Raw genomic sequence first — 12,204 nt, forward strand, 5'->3', positions numbered from 1 at the left:
GCGGCTCGCTTTAAAAACGGGTCATTCTTCATAAGGTAATAGCACTTCCCAACCAGGTAGCCATTGTACCCACACTGACTCGCCAAGCGTATATTCTAGCTTATCATCGTCTTCATCAAAAAATTCTGAAGCATTAATGATTTTTCCAGAGGACAATTCCACTTTTAAATCAACCGTTGAGCCTTTATAGACAATATCGACAATTTTACCTGGCAACATCTCACTGGTATCCTCTGTTTCAGATTGATTCCACACGCGGATATCTTCCGGGCGAACAATCAAATGGACTTTATCACCGGGTTGAAAATGGCCAGTATTTTTGCAATGAAAGAGAACGGATTCAATTTCGGTAATTAAATGTTGTTCGCAAATTTCATTAACCACAATATCAAAAATATTGGTTTCACCAATAAATTTAGCCACATAGAGGTTATTTGGGGTTTCGTACACTTCGCGCGGCGTTCCAATTTGCTCTATATGACCGTGATTAAAAATGACAATTCGGTCAGACATGGATAATGCTTCTTCTTGATCATGTGTAACAAAAATAAACGTCATGTTTAACGCTTTTTGCAATTGCTTTAGTTCATACTGCATGTCTTTACGTAAGCGATAATCAAGCGAGCTTAACGGTTCATCCAGGAGTAACACTTGTGGCCGATTAATGACTGCGCGAGCAATAGCAACACGCTGCTGCTGTCCGCCGCTTAATTTCTTAATATCACGTTTAGCAAACGATTCGAGTTGCACCAAGCGCAGTGTTTCTTGCACACGTTCAGCAATTTTTTTCTCCTCAACCCTTTTGCATCGCAACGCAAAAGCGACATTTTCATAAACGGATAAATGAGGGAAAAGGGCATAACTTTGAAAAACTGTATGCACATCACGTCGTTGCGGGGGAAGGGAATTGACGCATTGACCATTGATGTAGATTTCCCCAGATGTGGGTTGTTCAAATCCTGAGATTAAACGCAGTAAGGTCGTCTTTCCACACCCAGAGGGACCGAGAAGGGTTAAAAATTCGCCATTTTGCACGGATAAGGAAACATCGTTGAGAATCAAAGCAGGGCCATAAGATTTGTAAACTTGCTTAATTTCAATGAGTGGACTAGTCATGTCGTGTGTATTGTATAAAACGGCAATTATGGGCTTTGCAAGTGCAGTTGTCCAGTCATCGCCTTGCTTACCAGCTCGATACTTGTTGCGTTGGATTTTGCAAACTGCAAACTTCTGAAATGCTGCCGTTGTTGCAAACCACATTGCCCAATTCATTGACAGCCATGACCCCGCCTTGCCATAAGCAGCAGCCTGAAAGTTTTTGTAAATTCATGACCGCATGCCTTGTGCAATAACAAGTCGAATAGTAGCCATTGTTACAGACATAACGGCCTGCCACGGAATCACAATAGCTAATTCCACCCATTGCGTGACAACACAGTTGTTTATCGCAGTAAGGAATGAAAATGGGATCACATTCGGGAGGAATCTTTGAATGAGTCATGGATGAACTTAATAAAGCAATTGCAGTAAATAGCGAGTAAGACAAGATTCGCATGGGTTATTCTCGCGGTAAGCGTATATTTAGCATACCATAGGTTATTCATTAAAAAGAAGTTATCTATTCAATCGGTTCAGTAAGCACTTCACGGTCTTGCATATCTAATTCAACGGATTCAATCTTTTGAAATCGTTGTGTTATTTTTTTTGCTGAAGTACTCACTTCACTCACATCTTGATGCGCTAAGTCAATGTGTTTTGAGAGTTTATCCATACGCTTCTCGAAGCGTTGAAAATCATCAGCCAGGGCATGTAAATGCTTTTGAATGATATGAACTTGTTTGCGGGTCGCATCATCTTTTAATACCGCTCTTGCTGTTGTTAAAACGGCCATTAACGTGCTGGGGGAAACAAGCCATACTTTAAGACGTTGGGAAAGGGCAATGATGTCCGGATAGTTGGCGTGGATTTCAGCAAAAATGGCTTCTGCAGGAATGAACATGACCGCCCCATCGGTGGTTTCATTCGGGATAATGTATTTTTCCGCAATGTCTTTGATGTGTTTTTGTAAATCTTGGCGGAACTGTTGTTGTAAGCTTTTACGTTCTGCAAGACCAGTATCCGTGTTCATGAGTTTCTGATAGGTCTCAAGTGGAAATTTGGCATCAATCACCACATGACCTGTAGGCTCAGGCAAGAAAAGGATACAATCGGCTCTCTTTTGATTACTCAGGGTGTATTGCATACGATAGTGAGAACTGGGAATCATATTGGCAATCAGTGTTGCTAATTGCACTTCACCAAAAGCACCACGCGCTTTTTTATCAACGAGAACATCTTGCAAACTAACCACATGGGTTGACAGTTCGGTGATTTTTTTCTGAGCTTCATCAATGATTGTAAGCCTTCTCACCACATCGGTGAAGGTTGATGATGTTTTTTCAAAGCCTTCAGTTAATCGATGATTCACTTGTTGAGTAAGGTTATGCAAATGATTGCGTATTTCTTCGGTTAGGGACTGCAGATGTGAGGTGAGTGAGCTAGCGTGTTGTTTAAAGCTATGATTCATCTGTTCCCGCACATCAGTCATCTGGCCTTGGATGATTTCATTGATGATGCGCTGACTTGCTATTTGGCCTTGAGTAATTCTTTCGTGAACATGGTGTTGACTGGCTTGGAAAGTCTGCTGCAATTCAAGATGCAACTGATGGAGTTGAGTATTCAGTGATTGTTGTGATTTTTCAAACTGTTCATCGAGCCACCTTTGCTGGCGCTTTAAGCGATGGATGACGAAAAAAATAAGCAAGGTCTGAAGGGCAATTGCTATAGCAGTGCCCTCAAGAAGCGAAATGTACGATAAATAGATCATTAATCAGCTTATTAATTGAGTGATTTCAATTGGCGTATCATACTCAAAGACAGGTTTCATTTGCCCAAAATCAGTTAAGCGGATATAGCCAAGGTAATAAGGGGGGTTATAATCTGTTTTTATTGGAGAATCAAATGAAAAATTTAAACGATGTTGCCCCGTTGAAAGCCAAGCCGATGATTGAGTCGTTTGAACGGGGTATAGTTTGCCTTGATGATCTCTGGCTAAAAGCATTGCCTGAAGCGCATAACGACTACCCGTAGCCACATTGATTAAAGCAGAAAAGCGGAAGGCGTCTGAATTATCTTTATTTAATTCTTCAACAGAAGCAGAAGGAATCACATAGGAAAAAGCCGAATGAACTTGGCGTTTAATGATTTTATCGCTCAAGATTGAAGTGATAGCAGCTTCAACATACCAGTTGGCTCCTTGGCTATTTTTTTCGGAGTCTAAGAGCACCCTTGCTTGAAAGATATTCGGCGCCAGTGATGTGGGGTTAAGTGAAGTGATTTCACCATCAGGACTAATCAGTGAAACCGTTAGTTTATCGATTGAGTAATCCAGTTCTCTATCGTTTAAGAGAATTGTGGTGATGAGCTCATCGCCTCGATAATAGCGTACTTTATTGGTTTGCAATGTTAATTCAGCGGATGAATTGCGATCAAAAACATGAATAATGAATTCACTGTTCTCATCGGCTTGGTTAATATCAGTACTGATGGTGAATTCACCTGAACCCATTTCAGGCTTTAATTCGGCAAGGGCAAACGTATTCCCCGCAAATGGTGTGTTATTTAATGCCTCTTCTTTTGAAAATAAAGAAGACGCGTCCATTAATGTTGCATTGACTCCACGATTATTCCTAATTCGAAATTCGGGCTTTATCGAAGGTGTATTAACAGGACTAATGCGAATAATCGCGCCAGGGGCTTGAGTGTGAATGGGAACACCCGCACGTAGTTGCTTTAGATTTGCTTTTATTTGATATTTACGGCTGGTTTGCTGGTGCCTCGTCATCTGCTGCAAAGCGACATTGGGAGTGGCCCAACTCAGGTTGAGCGTGTCACGTGATAAGTTGTCACACTGCTGGCACTCGTAGGGAATAAGGGACCGTTGTTTAGGCAAAGAAAAGGCTTGTGATTCGCCAAACCATACTAGCGTTAAAAGAATTAATGACAGTGCTTTCATTGGGTGACTCCTTGAGCCAAGAGATCTTTGCGAAGTATTTGATCTAAGCCAAAACAACTGTGACGACTCTGATTATGATTTAATGCAGTTTGATAATTCGTTTTTTGTCGATCGTAAAACCAGAGGCTGCCCGCAAGACTTTGCGATGCACAATCTAAAAATCCATCTGAACAATGGCTTAAATAAGACTGGGTAATTTTTAGGCTTGTATTAAGGAGAAAACCGTTACAGTATGCTGTCTTTGTAAAAGGTGAAGTATCAACATCAGTACCAACAACCACGCGAAAGGGAACAGGCAGAGTAGGGCGTCCAAAAGTCCCTAAAAGTATTTCTGCATTATAGAGTGCCATATCGCCAATGCGTTGTTGCTTAACCGCGTCGTTGTGATACCCAAGCAACCAAGCTAGGCTGTCTTCAAAACCATTTCCATCAGTGACTTCATCAGCCAGTTCTGTACCTCCACTGGAGGGAGCTAAGGCAATGACCTGATGAATGTGTTTAGTCAGATTTAAGTAGCGAGCATCATAAGTAGGATTTGACAAAATCCAGCGAATCACATTCGCGCCATTGGAATGAGTATAAACGATGAGCTTGGTAATTTGTTTGTTATTGATGAATTCAGTTAATTGATTCGCAACACATCCACCTGCGCTTTCATGCCACATGTAATGGCTGAAATCACAATGCACCACGTAGTAGTTATCTGGGTTTGCGAGTCCCTGAGTGACAGAGTGGATGAATTTTTCTTTCCAGTAGGTCCCCTCTGCGCCTTTAGTGTAGTCATGGGTGCCATGAATAAAAGCGACGCCGAGATTTTCAGGTGATTTCTCTGTGGAATAGGCGAGAAAGGTACAGAAAAATAAGAGCAGGCAGGCAATACAGCGCAATAAATCCATTTCCAATTCCTGGCTAAAAATAAGACGCGAGATGTATATCATATAAGAAATTGTTTAGCAAGATGAAGGATTGCGATGGACCTATATGAAAAATGTTCACGTAAAAAATTAACCTGTTTTGGGTGTGGCTCCTCTTTGACGAATGCTATGCTAACCTTCGGGTTACAGGTAGAATGAGTTCATCCCTGTTTTGGATTTCAAAGGTAAGAAAAGCAGATGACTGAGGATGATTTAGCTAAAATCGAAAGCTTGCGAGAACGTATTAGGATGTATGATTACCATTACTATGTTCGCGATGAGCCACTCATTCCTGACAGCGAATATGATCGCTATTTTAAAGAATTACAAATGCTGGAGAAGCAATACCCTCAGTACATCACTCCTGATTCACCCACTCAGCGGGTGGGAGCTGCACCATCTGGTGCATTTGAGCCGGTTGAGCACAAACAGCCCATGCTGTCTCTCGGAAATGTTTTTTCAGAAGAGGAGTTACATGCTTTTTTCAAGCGCGTTGCCGATCGTATCGATGGGAATGAGGAGTCTTTGCAATTCGTTTGTGAGCCAAAATTGGATGGGTTAGCAGTGAATTTAAGTTATGAGAAAGGGCAGTTAGCGTACGCAGCGACTCGCGGTGATGGTGCCGTGGGAGAGAATATCACAAGCAATATCAAAACAATCCCTGCAGTCCCTTTAAAATTAATGATTGACAATCCGCCCTCTTTTATTGAAGTGAGGGGGGAAGTCTACATGCCTAAAGCTGGTTTTGAAGCATATAATGAAAAAGCACGCGCCAGAGGGGAAAAAACATTTGCTAATCCACGCAATGCTGCAGCAGGTAGCGTGCGTCAACTTAATCCTGCAATTACTGCGGCTAGACCTTTAGCGATTTATTGTTACGGTATTGGTGCTTGCGAGGATTGTAAACTGCCTGAGACTCACATGGATCAATTGGAGTTTTTGCGCCAACTGGGTTTTCGCGTCTCTTCTGAAATTAGGCGTGCTCAAGGCTTTGCGGGTTGTCTTGCCTATTATCAAGAAATGTTGCGGCGTCGACTATCGCTTCCTTATGAAATAGACGGTGTTGTTTATAAATTAGATAACATCGCACTGCAACGGCGGTTGGGTTATGTTGCCAGGGCTCCTCGTTTCGCCTGTGCCCATAAGTTCCCTGCCAGCGAGGAAATGACTGAATTAAATGCAGTTGATTTTCAAGTGGGACGAACCGGTGCGCTAACCCCTGTAGCACGCTTAAAGCCTGTCAGTGTTGCCGGCGTTACGGTAAGTAACGCAACGCTTCACAATATGGATGAAATCATTCGAAAGGATATTCGCATTGGTGACACCGTTATCGTTCGTCGGGCTGGCGATGTTATTCCTGAAGTGGTTTCTGTGGTTACAGAGAAACGTCCTCTTCATACAGAAGCAATTCATCTGCCTTCTCATTGCCCCGTTTGCGGGGCGGACGTTATCCGAGAAGAGGGGGAAGCAGTCGCTCGTTGCACAGGTGGTTTATTCTGTAGTGCCCAACTTAAACGCTCGTTATGGCATTTTGCGTCTCGTAGGGCCATGTCCATTGACGGTCTAGGGGGCGTGCTTATAGAGCAATTAGTTGATCAAGGGATTGTTCGTGATATCTCTGATCTTTATCAGCTTGATTTAACGACAGTCGCCAATTTACCGCGAATGGGAAAAAAGTCTGCTGAAAATCTTCTGAATGCGATTGAGAAATCAAAAAAAACAACACTTGCTCGTTTTCTCTATGCATTAGGGATTCGTGAGGTCGGTGAGGTCAGTGCTAGAGCATTAGCATTAGAATTAGGGGATATTGAATCATTAAAAAGAGTTTCCGCTGAGCGACTCATGGAAATAAGAGATATTGGTCCAATAGGCGCTTACCATGTTGTTCATTTTTTTGCGCAAAAGCATAATGTTGAAGTTATTGATAAACTGTTAGCACTCGGTGTGCACTGGCCTTATGAAAAACCTAAATCACTGAGCAAGGAGCATCCTTTTTATTCTAAAGTGATGGTACTTACTGGTACTTTGGCCAGTATGGGGCGCGAAGAGGCTAAAGCACAATTACTCGCAGTGGGTGCAAAAGTGACCGGCAGTGTTTCTGCAAAAACGGATTATGTTGTGGCAGGAAGCGAAGCGGGTTCTAAGTTGGACAAGGCGCAGTCAATGGGTGTTAAGGTATTGAGTGAAGATGAATTCCTTAGGCTTTTATAATCGATGATCCCTTCTTTGAGACAATGGATTGTATTGATTTTACTGTTAGGGACGACCCTATGCCCAGTTTATGCAAGCCACTGGGTACTCAATAATCCTTATCCTGAAAGTGAAGCCAATCAAAAAATCTACTATTCCTCATTTAACGAACAGCCTAAAACATTGGATCCAGCGCGCTCTTACTCCAGCAACGAATATCAATTCACCATGCAAATTTATGAGCCACTTCTGCATTACGACTACCTCACCAGGCCTTATAAAGTGGTCCCATTGATTGCTACTGCAATGCCAGAAGTGCATTACTTTGATAGGCTTTATCATCCTATCTACGATGTGACAAAGGGAGAAGTGGCCTACACTGTTTACACCATTCATATCAAACCCGGTATTTTATTTCAGCCTCATCCTGCTTTAGCAAAAGACAAAAAAGGTAAGTATCGTTATTTAAATTTGTCTCGGAATTATTTAGATGAGCACGATATTAATAAGTTATCAGATTTTAAATACACAGGGACGCGTGAGTTAACGGTTGATGATTACATGTATGAAATTAAACGCTTGGCTCATCCCGCAGTTAATTCGGCAATCTATGGATTAATGAGTGATCATATTGTGGGTTTTCGGGAATACGCGAGTACTCTTCCTTTCGCATCAGGCGAATTCATTGACTTAAGAAAATACCCCATGGCTGGTTTGCGAAAGTTAGATGATTACACATTTGAGATAACCCTCAAAGGCCAGTACCCGCAATTCATGTTTTGGCTGGCCATGCCTTTTTTTGCTCCAATTCCTTGGGAAGCAGATCAGTTTTACTCGCAGGCGGGAATGCGTGATAAAAACCTCAGTTTCGAGTGGTATCCTGTGGGTACGGGGCCATTCATGCTCAGTGAAAATAACCCCAATCGACAGATGATCTTGAATCGAAATCCCAATTTTAGGGAAGACTATTTTCCAAGCGAGGGTTCACTCGAAGACGAAAGAAAGGGGTATTTATTGCATGCCGGAGCGAAATTACCATTAATTGATCGCGCTGTTTATACTTTAGAGAAAGAATCGATTCCGCGGTGGAATAAGTTTTTGCAGGGTTATTACGATTTATCAGGCATTAGTACTGATAGTTTTGATCAAGCCATTCAAATTAGTCGCTCGGGTGCGCCACGCTTAAGTCCAGCCATGCTTGATAAAAAAATGAAACTCACGCAAACCACGGATCCAACGCTTTTCTATTTAGGGTTTAATATGCTCGATCCCGTTGTTGGAGGGTATACAGAACAAGCAAAAAAATTACGCTTAGCGATTTCAATCGCAGTAAATTTTGATGAAAACATTGCCATTTTTTTAAATGGTCGCGGAAAAGCGGCGCAAGGTCCAATTCCACCCGGCATTTTCGGCTACAGAGAAGGAGCAGCAGGGATAAACCCTTACGTTTATTATTGGGACGGCACAAAAGCAAGAAGAAAATCCATTAACGAAGCGAAGAAGCTCCTACGAGAAGCAGGGTATCTTTCCGGGCGTGATCCAAAGACAGGCAAGCCCTTAATTCTCAATTACGATGTTTCAATTACAGGAAACCCGGATGAAAAGGCACAATTGGATTGGATGCGTAAGCAATTCGCTCGTATCGGGATTGATCTTAATCTTCGAGCCACACAATATAATCGCTTTCAGGACAAAATGCGTACAGGTAATGCACAAATTTTCAGTTGGGGATGGAATGCGGATTATCCTGATCCCGAAAATTTCTTATTCATGTTTTACAGTACCAATGGAAAAGTAGAGTACGGTGGCGAAAATGCAGCAAATTATAAAAACCCTCGCTTCGATCGCTTGTTTGATCGCATGAAAAATCGCAACAATGATGCTATTCGCCAGCAGCTGATTGATCAAATGGTTGAGATTTTAAGGCACGATGCCCCTTGGATTTGGGGGATTAACTCACAAACCTTAATTTTGACCCAACAGTGGGTCTCCCCAACCAAACCGAACACGATAAGCACAAGTGCGTTAAAATACATCGCTATTGATGTGGCTAAACGTAACGAATTGCGGCAACTGTGGAATCAACCGGTATTGTGGCCCATAGGATTATTACTTTTATTTTTCCTGCTTTCTTTACTCCCTTTGCTTGTTGCTTATTATAGGAAAGAGAAGCAGAAGGCGATGAGAGTGAAACGATGATTTATTATTTATTGCGACGAATTCTCTATGCAATTCCCATTTTATTTGGAATTAATGTGCTCACCTTTGCTTTATTTTTTATGATTAATTCACCGGATGATATGGCGCGCATGCAATTGGGACAAAAGTATGTAAAACCCGCTGCTATTATGCAATGGAAAGCGCAGCGTGGGTATGATTTACCGTTGTTTTATAATGAAGAAAAAACAGGATTTCAACACTTTACTCAAACGCTTTTTTTTCAAAAATCATTACGGTTATTCACCTTTGATTTTGGAATTTCAGATGGGGGAAGGGATATTGGCTATGATATCTCACATCGCATGTGGCCAAGTTTAGCGATTGCCATCCCCATCCTTATTTTTGGTATGTTAGCCGATATTGTGTTTGCGATGTCCATGGCCTTTTTTCGCACGTCATATCTGGATTTAACTGGGGTCGTTTTTTGTATTGTTCTCATGTCGATTTCCAGTCTTTTTTACATTATCGGTGGGCAATATATTTTTGGGAAAATTTTACGCCTAGTCCCTATATCTGGTTATGACGGTGGAATTGAGGCCATTAAGTTTATTGTATTGCCTGTCCTAGTAACGGTATTAGCAGGTCTAGGATCGGGTTCGCGGTGGTATCGAACCTTATTTTTAGAAGAATTAAACAAGGATTATGTCAAAACCGCTCGTGCCAAGGGGTTATCTGAAGTCAAAATATTGTTCCATCATGTTTTAAAAAATGCCATGCTACCCATCCTTACTGGAGTGGTTGTGTTGATCCCTTCTCTGTTTATGGGCAGCTTAGTGCTTGAATCGTTTTTTGGTGTGCCGGGTCTTGGAAGTTATATCATTGATGCTATCGGGCAGCAGGATTTTGCAATAGTGCGTTCAATGGTGTTTTTGGGTTCTATTCTTTATATTTTGGGGTTAATCTTAACTGACATTTCTTATACCCTTGTGGATCCTAGGGTGAGGTTTAATTAACCATGGAATTATTATGGACTGATCAATGTTTTTTGTCTGTCTTACTGATAAGTCTTATTATCAGTTTGATTAGCTTGAGAAAAAGGCATATCAGGCGAGCGTTTCAACGTATTTTGCATCGGCCTTTGGCAGTGAGCGCCGGGATAGTATTACTGTTTTTTCTGATAATTGGCATTATGGATTCCATTCATTTAACCTCAAGGGCCATTGATGAAAATACCGAGCTTTCTACCATTCAAAACAATTCCATTTTAGATCGATTACTAGCGCCACTCGGTAGTACGTATGAGAAAACCTATTCTGCTCCCCTAGCATTGAATTTGTATAGCTCCGAGACAGTGCTGGTGAAGGGTAGCGCCCAGCAAATTTACCCTCGGTTAAAATACCCTCCTCTTGTGATAAAAAACGACACCATTAAACATCAATTCATTGCACAAAAAGTATATCAAGCTCTGTTATTGAGCCTTCTTATTGCGGGAGTCCTTTGGTTGGCCGTAGTCATAGTGAAGGGGTTAAGGTTTAAAAAACTACAGTTTACACTTACGTCTAGTGGTTTAAGTGCGCTTATTAGTTTATTCGTTTGCGTATTTGTCATTTTTGCCAGTTACAGGATATCCCGAGATTTGCATCTTTTGGGTACGGGTAAAATAGGACAGGATATCTTTTATTACACGGTTAAAAGCATTCGGACAGGCCTTATCATTGGGATTTTAACCACGTTATTTATGTTACCGTTGGCTTTACTTTTAGGTATTTCAGCAGGGTATTTTGGCGGCTGGATAGATGACATTATTCAATACGTTTACATTACATTGAGTTCTATTCCAGGGGTTTTATTAATTACTGCGTCGGTCTTATCCATGCAAACGTACATTGCTAATCATCCGCAACAGTTTTCAACCTTGAGCAAAAGCGCGGATGCTCGGTTGCTGGCTTTGTGTTTAATTTTAGGAGTAACCAGTTGGACCAGTTTATGTCGATTGCTACGTGCCGAAACCTTGAAGTTAAGGGAAATTGATTACGTTTTAGCGGCGCGTGCTTTGGGCAGTAGTTCATTGACCATTCTGCGCAAACATCTTCTACCCAATGTGATGCATATTATTTTAATCACGCTCGTTTTAGATTTCAGTTTCTTGGTGCTTGCCGAAGCGGTTCTGTCGTATGTGGGAGTAGGGGTCTCGCCAATGACCATTAGCTGGGGTAATATGATTAATGGCGCCCGACTTGAATTAGCCCGAGATCCCATTGTCTGGTGGCCTATGCTCTCTGCTTTTGCTTGCATGTTTATTTTAGTATTAGCTTCTAATCTATTTGCTGATGCGGTGCGGGATGCGTTTGATCCCCATCATAGTACGGGGTGAGCGATGCGTTATATTGGTGGTGGAAAAGATAGAAAAAATTTTGGGCTGCATTATATCAAGCTGGGCATTTTGCTTTTTTATGCACTGTGGTTTTTTATTGCATGCCTAACGAATGTGGTCAATCTAATGGATGCTTTAAATATCATTAATACCCAAAAATTTAATTCGGGTAATTTTCTTTTCCTAAAAGAGTTAATTTTTAAGTTTGATACCTCCTTTCCTTTACTAGAGTTATTATTTATTTTGGGTGTGTTTATCCAGGCTATTTCATCAACGCTATTTTTCATAGCCTTTTTTGCATTCTGGAAAGGAAGAAATAAATGGAAATGCGTTAATCTTGCTTTTGCTATCAGCATGATGTTTTGGGCAGCCTTTATTCTTAGTGAAGAAATTTTTATTGCCTACGCCTATGAACCCACGCATCTAAGATTATTGGCTTTAGAGCTTCTTTCTCTCCTTGCGTTTCACTTGCTGGCTGAGGCAGCAAAGGAATAATACAAGGGTTGGGTCAA

Annotated in this window: 10 protein-coding genes; 5 read left to right on the forward strand and 5 right to left on the reverse strand. The window is 41.5% G+C overall.

What is annotated here, in order from left to right:
- Nucleotides 1-21: 21 nt before the first annotated feature.
- From potA to B5D33_RS07680, 5 genes are all read right to left on the reverse strand, one after another.
- On the reverse strand, nt 22-1,116 hold the full coding sequence (potA, locus tag B5D33_RS07665) for a spermidine/putrescine ABC transporter ATP-binding protein PotA (RefSeq protein ID WP_058451088.1): 1,095 nt from the start codon (nt 1,114-1,116) through the stop codon (nt 22-24).
- A gap of 67 nt (nt 1,117-1,183) precedes the next feature.
- The gene (locus B5D33_RS16310) at nt 1,184-1,555 is read right to left on the reverse strand and encodes a hypothetical protein (protein WP_133140952.1); all 372 of its coding nucleotides are present in this window, start codon (nt 1,553-1,555) and stop codon (nt 1,184-1,186) included.
- A gap of 63 nt (nt 1,556-1,618) precedes the next feature.
- Nucleotides 1,619-2,866, reverse strand: coding sequence for a DNA recombination protein RmuC (locus tag B5D33_RS07670; RefSeq protein WP_058451076.1), 1,248 nt, complete (start codon nt 2,864-2,866; stop codon nt 1,619-1,621).
- A gap of 3 nt (nt 2,867-2,869) precedes the next feature.
- Nucleotides 2,870-4,054: a DUF4785 domain-containing protein gene (locus B5D33_RS07675; RefSeq protein WP_058451077.1), complete on the reverse strand. Its 1,185-nt coding sequence runs from the start codon at nt 4,052-4,054 to the stop codon at nt 2,870-2,872.
- A complete protein-coding gene (locus tag B5D33_RS07680) occupies nt 4,051-4,950 on the reverse strand; it encodes a hypothetical protein (protein ID WP_058451078.1) in 900 nt (299 codons plus the stop codon). The genes B5D33_RS07675 and B5D33_RS07680 overlap by 4 nt, the downstream gene beginning before the upstream one ends.
- 216 nt (nt 4,951-5,166) lie before the next feature.
- Here B5D33_RS07680 and ligA point away from each other — a divergent pair, with 216 nt between their 5' ends.
- From ligA to B5D33_RS07705, 5 genes are all read left to right on the forward strand, one after another.
- Nucleotides 5,167-7,179 carry an NAD-dependent DNA ligase LigA gene (gene ligA / locus B5D33_RS07685; RefSeq protein WP_058451079.1) on the forward strand — a complete coding sequence of 671 codons (2,013 nt, stop codon included), beginning with the start codon at nt 5,167-5,169 and terminating at the stop codon, nt 7,177-7,179.
- 285 nt (nt 7,180-7,464) lie between these two features.
- A complete protein-coding gene (locus B5D33_RS07690; RefSeq protein WP_411550301.1) occupies nt 7,465-9,357 on the forward strand; it encodes an ABC transporter substrate-binding protein in 1,893 nt (630 codons plus the stop codon).
- On the forward strand, nt 9,354-10,331 hold the full coding sequence (locus B5D33_RS07695; protein ID WP_058451081.1) for an ABC transporter permease: 978 nt from the start codon (nt 9,354-9,356) through the stop codon (nt 10,329-10,331). The genes B5D33_RS07690 and B5D33_RS07695 overlap by 4 nt, the downstream gene beginning before the upstream one ends.
- A 2-nt stretch (nt 10,332-10,333) precedes the next feature.
- Nucleotides 10,334-11,692: an ABC transporter permease gene (locus B5D33_RS07700; protein WP_058451082.1), complete on the forward strand. Its 1,359-nt coding sequence runs from the start codon at nt 10,334-10,336 to the stop codon at nt 11,690-11,692.
- A 3-nt stretch (nt 11,693-11,695) separates the two neighbouring features.
- Nucleotides 11,696-12,187 (forward strand): hypothetical protein, encoded by a 492-nt coding sequence (locus B5D33_RS07705; protein ID WP_058451083.1) that lies wholly within the window; start codon nt 11,696-11,698, stop codon nt 12,185-12,187.
- The last annotated feature ends 17 nt before the right edge of the window (nt 12,188-12,204 follow it).

This window comes from Legionella maceachernii (assembly GCF_900167045.1).
Taxonomy (GTDB): domain Bacteria; phylum Pseudomonadota; class Gammaproteobacteria; order Legionellales; family Legionellaceae; genus Tatlockia; species Tatlockia maceachernii.

Coding starts and splice junctions, on each gene's coding strand:
- potA (WP_058451088.1), bottom strand. CDS start 1,116: ATGACTAGTCCACTCATTGAAATTAAGCAAGTTTACAAATCTTATGGC.
- B5D33_RS16310 (WP_133140952.1), bottom strand. CDS start 1,555: ATGCGAATCTTGTCTTACTCGCTATTTACTGCAATTGCTTTATTAAGT.
- B5D33_RS07670 (WP_058451076.1), bottom strand. CDS start 2,866: ATGATCTATTTATCGTACATTTCGCTTCTTGAGGGCACTGCTATAGCA.
- B5D33_RS07675 (WP_058451077.1), bottom strand. CDS start 4,054: ATGAAAGCACTGTCATTAATTCTTTTAACGCTAGTATGGTTTGGCGAA.
- B5D33_RS07680 (WP_058451078.1), bottom strand. CDS start 4,950: ATGGATTTATTGCGCTGTATTGCCTGCCTGCTCTTATTTTTCTGTACC.
- ligA (WP_058451079.1), top strand. CDS start 5,167: ATGACTGAGGATGATTTAGCTAAAATCGAAAGCTTGCGAGAACGTATT.
- B5D33_RS07690 (WP_411550301.1), top strand. CDS start 7,465: ATGCCAGAAGTGCATTACTTTGATAGGCTTTATCATCCTATCTACGAT.
- B5D33_RS07695 (WP_058451081.1), top strand. CDS start 9,354: ATGATTTATTATTTATTGCGACGAATTCTCTATGCAATTCCCATTTTA.
- B5D33_RS07700 (WP_058451082.1), top strand. CDS start 10,334: ATGGAATTATTATGGACTGATCAATGTTTTTTGTCTGTCTTACTGATA.
- B5D33_RS07705 (WP_058451083.1), top strand. CDS start 11,696: ATGCGTTATATTGGTGGTGGAAAAGATAGAAAAAATTTTGGGCTGCAT.